General features: G+C 31.0%; 10 protein-coding genes. All 10 read right to left on the reverse strand.

Annotation, left to right across the window (positions count from 1 at the left end; translation table 11 throughout):
• Positions 1-4: 4 nt before the first annotated feature.
• Complete coding sequence (gene yqeK / locus ACJAX4_RS06400; protein WP_435788621.1) at positions 5-577, reverse strand: bis(5'-nucleosyl)-tetraphosphatase (symmetrical) YqeK; 573 nt, start codon at positions 575-577, stop codon at positions 5-7.
• Positions 578-631: 54 nt separating this feature from the next.
• Positions 632-1,231, reverse strand: coding sequence for a nicotinate-nucleotide adenylyltransferase (nadD, locus tag ACJAX4_RS06405; protein WP_435788622.1), 600 nt, complete (start codon positions 1,229-1,231; stop codon positions 632-634).
• A 92-nt stretch (positions 1,232-1,323) separates the two neighbouring features.
• Entirely contained in the window at positions 1,324-1,614 is a 291-nt protein-coding gene (yhbY, locus tag ACJAX4_RS06410; RefSeq protein ID WP_435788623.1) for a ribosome assembly RNA-binding protein YhbY, read from the reverse strand.
• Positions 1,615-1,666: 52 nt separating this feature from the next.
• On the reverse strand, positions 1,667-2,950 hold the full coding sequence (gene obgE, locus ACJAX4_RS06415) for a GTPase ObgE (protein WP_435788624.1): 1,284 nt from the start codon (positions 2,948-2,950) through the stop codon (positions 1,667-1,669).
• Positions 2,951-3,006: 56 nt separating this feature from the next.
• Positions 3,007-3,543 (reverse strand): Spo0B domain-containing protein, encoded by a 537-nt coding sequence (locus ACJAX4_RS06420; protein WP_435788625.1) that lies wholly within the window; start codon positions 3,541-3,543, stop codon positions 3,007-3,009.
• A gap of 53 nt (positions 3,544-3,596) precedes the next feature.
• Complete coding sequence (gene rpmA / locus ACJAX4_RS06425) at positions 3,597-3,899, reverse strand: 50S ribosomal protein L27 (RefSeq protein ID WP_435788626.1); 303 nt, start codon at positions 3,897-3,899, stop codon at positions 3,597-3,599.
• Positions 3,900-3,903: 4 nt separating this feature from the next.
• The gene (locus tag ACJAX4_RS06430) at positions 3,904-4,236 is read right to left on the reverse strand and encodes a ribosomal-processing cysteine protease Prp (RefSeq protein ID WP_435788627.1); all 333 of its coding nucleotides are present in this window, start codon (positions 4,234-4,236) and stop codon (positions 3,904-3,906) included.
• 2 nt (positions 4,237-4,238) lie between these two features.
• Positions 4,239-4,550: a 50S ribosomal protein L21 gene (gene rplU, locus ACJAX4_RS06435; RefSeq protein ID WP_435788628.1), complete on the reverse strand. Its 312-nt coding sequence runs from the start codon at positions 4,548-4,550 to the stop codon at positions 4,239-4,241.
• A gap of 145 nt (positions 4,551-4,695) precedes the next feature.
• On the reverse strand, positions 4,696-6,138 hold the full coding sequence (locus tag ACJAX4_RS06440; RefSeq protein WP_435788629.1) for a ribonuclease E/G: 1,443 nt from the start codon (positions 6,136-6,138) through the stop codon (positions 4,696-4,698).
• Positions 6,139-6,157: 19 nt separating this feature from the next.
• A partial coding sequence (locus tag ACJAX4_RS06445; protein WP_435788630.1) for a TIGR03936 family radical SAM-associated protein occupies positions 6,158-6,891 on the reverse strand: 734 nt, incomplete at its 5' end.

Here is a 6,891-nt window from a genome sequence, read left to right on the forward strand (position 1 = left end):
AATATCACCTACTGTTTTCGCACAATAAATAATTTCTTGCATCTATAGTATCATTGTGCAATAATACTTTTTGATCTAAAATATATTTTATGGTATTTTCAAGACATTTTATTACTGATGCATCTAAATCTTTCATACTTAAATTTCTTAATTCCTCTACACCTGCGGATTGTCTTAACGGCTCTGTGTAGTCTGCAATGAAAATTATCTTTTCTAAAATGCTCATGTTTTTCCTACCCGTAGTGTGATAGCAAATTGCATTTATAATATCCTCATCATTAATTTCCATTACTTCTCTAGCTATTATGCTACCTACCACTCCATGCAATAAGGATGGATTTCTAAAATATATTTCATCTAACTGTACTTCATGCTCTTTAGCTACTTCTATCAGCTGTTCATCACTCATATTCTTTCCACAGTCATGTACTAAACCTGCAATTCTTGCACTTTCTATATTTGCTCCATATTTAATGGCTAGCGCAACTGCCGTTTCACTAACACCTAAACTATGTCTAAATCTTTTTTCTCGTAATTTTCCGCGTAAATAATCATACATTTCCACTTCATTCCACATTAGTTCCCCCCTATTCTTTCTATCATTTGTAAATTATACTCATGTTTCCTACTACTATTTATATAACTTAAGCTTATGGATAATTTCCTCCACACCTTCTGGCAAAAGATAGTTAACATTTCTACCTATTTTAATATTATTTCTAATATTGGTTGAAGATATATCTATGATTGACATATCCAAAAAAATTATTTTCACATTAAATTTCTGTTCTATATGAAGTTTCTGTTTTAGCACTTCTTCTTTTTTAAAACCTGCCCTATTATAAACTATTAATTTACAATTATCAAGCATTCTACCTACATTTTTCCAATAGCCTAAATCCATTAAACTATCTGCACCAACTAAAAAGTACCACTCTATACTACTATCAAGTTCATTAAAAAGTTCAAGGGTTTCATATGTATAACTATTTTCTTTTTTATTAATTTCATAATCACTTATTTCAAATCGATTTTCCTTTTCTATTGCTTTTTTAACCAATTGATATCTAATTTTAGAATCTATAATTTTCTTACTAGTTTTATGTGGTGGATTACCTGCAGGCATGAATATAATCTTATCCATATGTAGATTGTATAATGCTTCATATGCAATATGCACGTGACCTATATGAATAGGGTCAAAGGTTCCTCCAAAAATAGCTTTTTTCACTTTAACACCTCTTTATTTTATAAATATAACATAATTATAATAACACATATTTTAATTTTAGATAAGGAAAAAGCATGTAAAATTACATGCTTTTATGGTAATTCAATTTTGGGCTTTTTAAAAGACCTTTTATACAATACGCATTTACTACCAATAGTTTGAACTGCCTCAGCAGCTATGGCTTCGCAAATTATATCTGAAGCTTCTCTTGCAGTTATTCCACTATTATTTAGAATCTTAATTTTAATAAGTTCTCTAGATTCTAGTGCATCCTCTAACTGTTTCAAGAAATTCTTTTCTATTCCAGCTTTCCCAACCTGAAATATAGGTTGTAATGGATTTGCTAGACTTCTTAAGTAACTTCTTTGCTTACTTGTAATCATAATATCCTCCTAGTCACATTCTTATAGGGCAATAATTTAAATCTATTACCTGTTATAATAAGAATTCAAATTCAAACTTTTGTAGTCTTACTAAATCACCATCTTGAATTCCTTTTTCGACTAATGCCTTAAATACTCCCTTATTCTTTAGTACTTTATGAAAATATTTAAGAGAATCCGGTTCATTTATATTAACAGCAATTAACAATCTATCAACAAAGGTTCCATCAACAACATAAGTTCCTTCATCATCAACATTAATTTCATAAGTAAAATGTTTTTCTTCTATTACATATTTTTCATCATCCGGTATTACTAGTTCTGTAACTGGGATAGTGGTTAAAATTCTGGTTGCTTCTTTCATTAAATCTTCTACACCTTCATTTGTAACCGCACATATTTTGAATATCTTACTATCATCATATCCCATTTCGTTTAATTTCTTTTTAAAGTTTTCAAAAATTTCATCATCATATAGCATATCACTTTTATTAGCTGCTATAATTTGAGGTCTATCCCATAGTTTAATACTATATTTTCTAAGTTCTTCATTTATTTTAATAAAGTCCTCTACAGCATCTCTACCTTCAATTTGCGATATATCAACTACATGAATAAGCATTCTAGTTCTTTCAATATGCCTTAAAAATCCTATCCCAAGGCCTACTCCATCAGCTGCTCCTTCAATTATTCCTGGTATATCAGCCATAACGAAACTCTGAGCTCCTTTAACACTTACTACTCCTAAATTTGGTTTTAGTGTAGTAAAATGATAATTAGCTATTTTAGGTCTTGCTTTAGATACTACTGAAAGCAATGTTGATTTACCAACATTTGGAAATCCCAAAAGTCCAACATCCGCTAAAAGCTTAAGTTCGAGCTTAATAAAGCGTTCTTCTCCTGGCATTCCAGGTTCAGCAAAATTTGGTGCTTGCCTTGTAGGGGTACAAAACTTAGCATTACCCTTTCCGCCATGTCCGCCTTTACAAATTACATAAGTTTGACCATCATGAGATAAATCACACATTACTTTATTTGTTTCCGCATCTCTTACAATAGTTCCCATTGGTACTTTAACCTGTAGATCTTCTCCACCTTTTCCATAACACTTAGATCCAGAACCCTGTACTCCAATTTTTGCTATGAATTTTCTTGCATAAGAAAAATCCAGTAGTGTAGTCATACTAGCATCAACTACTAATATTACGCTTCCACCATTTCCACCATCTCCACCATCTGGTCCACCCAGTGGTATATATTTTTCCGTTCTAAATGAAACGGATCCATTTCCACCATTCCCTGATTTAACAAAAATTTTAGCTGTATCAATAAACATATATTTCACCTTACCTTAGTTCAATTTCTATTTCTTTTCATTTAAATGAATTATAACTAAAATATTAATCTATAAGCTATATTATTGCCAATCCCACACTTATAAATTCGTAAATGATCAATTTCTATTTCTATTTGTTGCCATTCATCCATCCAACTTATTTCGTCAGACATTTCTGCATTATTGGTAATAAGTAAACTTTCACCTAGTTCATCCTCAAATATATAAATACAAACAAATTTCTGGTTAGTCTCTTCTATTTCAATAAATATAGTGTTAACTAAATCATTTTTTTTATCATATTCATTTTCAAAGATTTTATTTTTAAAATTACTAATTTCAATATCCAATTCCACTTTTATTCCATTTGCCCATAACTTTTTAATATTATTTTCAAGGCATAGTGAAAACCCGTTGTCTTGTAATTTATAAATTCCACTAATAATTTCATTTTCTTTAGATAATCTATCTATATACTCCAAAGCGCTTTGTGGCCTTTCAATTTGCAAATATCCATATATGACCTGTAAATCATTCATAAAGTCGTGTTTTTGTTTTCTATGTAAACTTATATAATTATCTAATTCATTCATTACTATCCTCCAAAAGAGAATTTTAAAAAAGCACCCTTTAAGGGTGCCTTAAATTATTCAGCCATTAATATCTCAACATCAATAGGATAAACGCTTGCTTTTTTCTTCATTTTTCCCATTCTCTCGAATTTAACAACTCCGTCAACTTTAGCAAAAAGAGTGTCATCTCCACCTTTTCCAACATTGTTTCCTGGATGAATTTTAGTTCCTCTTTGCCTTACTAAAATGTTACCTGCAAGAACAAATTGTCCATCTGCACGTTTAGTTCCAAGTCTTTGAGCCGCACTGTCTCTACCATTTCTCGAGCTACCTACTCCTTTTTTGTGAGCAAATAACTGAAGGTTCATAACTAACATAGTATTACACCTCCTCTATTTCTACTTTTATATATTTTCCATAAGTGATTTCTATACTCTTAAGTCCAAGTATCATTGTTTCAAGTAAAACCTGACATCTTTCGATATCTATATGGGTTTGATTTTCTAAATTTAAATTAAGAAATCCATCCTCTATATCATACTCTACTTTAATTTTCAAAACTTCCTCAATCCCAATTACTATGGTTTGGGAAATTGCTGAAATGGCAGTACAAATTAAATCTACATCTAAATTGTCTTCCTTTGGCATAGCATGACCTTTTATTTTAAAAGAAACTATTTTACCATTGCTTCGAACAAATTCAACATTTACCATAATTAAGCTTCAATCTTCTCGATTTGAATCTTAGTATAAGCTTGCCTGTGTCCTTGTTTCTTTCTGTAATCTAGTTTTCTCTTAAACTTGAAAACTACTATCTTTCTAGCTTTTCCTTGTGATAAAACCTTAGCAACAACTTTAGCGCCTTCAACTACAGGTTTTCCAATTACCAACCCATCTTCTTTGCCTACAGCAAGAATTTGGTCAAATTCAACAGTTGTTTCAGCTTCAACATCCAATTTTTCAACGAATAAAACGTCTCCTTCTTGAACTCTGTATTGCTTTCCACCAGTATATAAAACTGCGTACATAAAAATACACCTCCTTGATCCAGTCTCGCCATCCCAGGTATATACATTATGTAAAATTCTACTAATATCATGTATATTTTATAACCTTGCGTGTGCGGTCTACAAAAGCCATTCTAACATATATCCATATGTTTGTAAAGCATATTTACCCATATATCTTATAGGTTTGCATATTTCTTATTTGATTTGCGAAAATTAGCGATTCAACTTTGAAATTCTCTAAATGAGGAATAAAATTCACATAAATACTATTATCTAAAGCTCCAATTAGCCTCGCAAATTCTAAAATGTCATCCATTATGTCCTTTTTGTAAGTTTCGTCAATTTCAATATATACATCTTTTAAGCCCTGCTCCTTGTACATTTTAAAAATATTATTTTTAATTAAAAATTGCATATATGATAATTTAACCCTACTACTCTTTCCTCTGCAGTACTTGCAAGGCTCCTCAATAAATTCATATATGGACTTTCCACGCCTACGCCTTGCAATTTGCACCAAATTAAGCTGCGTAAAGGGATAAATTACAGTCTTATTTTTATCATCAGAAAATCCAGCTTCCAAAACACTCAGAATACTTCGCCTAACCTCTAAATCCTCAATATCAATAAAATCTATTATAATGATCCCACTTAAATTTCGAAGCCTTATTTGTCTTGCAATTTCTTCTGCGGCTTCGATGTTAGTACTTTGAGCAGTTTTTCTAAGTGAATGGCTCTTTACATTCTTACCTGAATTAACATCAATTACGTACATTGCCTCGGTCTTCTCAATTACGATATTACCTCCACATTTTAGTGAAATTCTATGACTTCGAAGACTGAGTATATCTTTTTCTATTCCATAAAAGTCAAATAACATTCTACTTTCATTATGAAACTCAACTTTTACATCGATGTCTTCTCGATCTTCTGCAAATTTTTTAGCATACTCATAATCACTTTCATTGTTAAGTACTATTTTGAAAGTGTTTTTATCTAATATATCACGTAGTGTTCTGCTTAACGCCCCGGCATCGCTAAATAATAGCATAGGATTTCTAGAATATTCAGCTCGTTTTACAATATCCTTATATGTTTCGTATAAGCCTTCAATTTCATTGTTTAGAACGTTAATATCTACCTCAACGGCATTTGTTCTTATCATAACCCCAATGTCCTCTGGTTTATTTAATTCACTCTTCACCAAATTTTCAAAAGCTTTATTATCTATTTTTTTAGAAAAGCTTATGTCTTTATTCATATTTACAACCACAGAATATATCCCTGGAATACCGAAAGCACTGGTTACTTTTGCGCCTTTTTTATCTATCGCTTCTTTTAAAACTTCAACTACAAGTTCCTCACCTTTTTTTATCTTGGTGTTGTTAAACCTTTCATCCATATACATATAGCAATCTTTATTGTGCCCAATATCTACAAAGGCACACTTAATTGCTGGAACAATATTTTTTACTATCGCCTTATATATTTCCCCAGGTATAGGTCCACCAAGCTCTTCTTCTATGAAGCATTCCTTTAATTTATTATTCTCTTTTATAGCTATTCTCAAAAATTCATCTTGTCTTTCAATATATATCTCTTTCACTCTGCTCACTCCTATCATACTAAATTTTGAAAAATTCGCTAAGAGTGACTAATTTCTCATCTTTGTATGCATACATTTCTTCCCGCTTTATATCAACGAAGGCATCTTTATCAATAGTCGATACATGTTCTTTCATATAATCCGCTATTAACTGTGAAGATAAATTATTTCTACTTCCACAACAAACAAGCGACGTTATACAAAGCACAGAATTTTCTACTTGGAATTCAAATTCATGAACTAATGATTTTATGTCAACCATTTTTTCTCCACTTTTAGTTTTCTTAACGATATTCCACTGATCAGTTTCACAAATATCCTTTAAAGCTTCTTTTACTGAAAGTTCATCACTGCATTTTAATTTAATAGTATATTTAGCAGCATCTATAATTGCCATGGCTTGAACCTTCTTTTTCCCCTCTACTGGAATAACTTTTACCACGTCTAAAATTTTAATTCCACGTGGCGTGTTTTCATTCATTTTATCTAAAATATATTTTTCTTCTAGGTCTGAGTCTAAAACCACATCCATGTACTCACCACTCGAATGTGCTCCTACTGACAATGGTTGCGCTATAGACACCGCCATGTGGGGATTAAACCCTTTTGAATATTCTATTGGAAGCTCTGATCTTTTAACTATCTTTTGCAAAGTTCTCATTAAATCTAAGTGAGCAATAAATTTAATTTCACTTTCTTTTGTATATTTAATTAGATAACGCACCTTTAAAACACGTCCCTTCTTTAAAATTA

The sequence above is a fragment of the Clostridium sp. genome (genome assembly GCF_051278035.1).
Lineage (GTDB): Bacteria > Bacillota > Clostridia > Clostridiales > Clostridiaceae > Clostridium_AD.